Origin of the sequence: Vibrio sonorensis, assembly GCF_001854765.1 — a bacterium.
GTDB lineage: Bacteria > Pseudomonadota > Gammaproteobacteria > Enterobacterales > Vibrionaceae > Vibrio > Vibrio sonorensis.
Genome location: NZ_LJJE01000065.1, coordinates 1 through 238, shown reverse-complemented (window position 1 = coordinate 238; position 238 = coordinate 1). Strand labels below are relative to the sequence as shown.

The 238-nt window shown below is 39.1% G+C and carries 1 protein-coding gene; it reads left to right on the top strand.

Annotated features, from left to right (window positions below; translation table 11 throughout):
• Positions 1 to 227, top strand: a 227-nt coding sequence (locus tag BLO31_RS23850) for a hypothetical protein (RefSeq protein ID WP_175443215.1), incomplete at its 5' end; no start/stop codon positions are given.
• Positions 228 to 238: the final 11 nt, after the last annotated feature.

Genomic DNA, 238 nt, shown 5'->3' with positions numbered 1-238 from the left:
AATTCATGCGTTTCACATTTGAGGTTAACCGTTGCTTTGATGATCCGAACAAAGATGAAGTTCACGAATTTGGAACGCTTAAAGCTATGCGTGAATTCATTGATATTGATGACTGTTATCCGATGGAAGTAACCGTTTATAAAAATGGTGAGCAGGTCGTTACGGTGCCACATTCTTGCTACTGGCATAAAGACAAGCACCCAACACTAAAACAACTAATCAGTTAACGAGGGAAAAA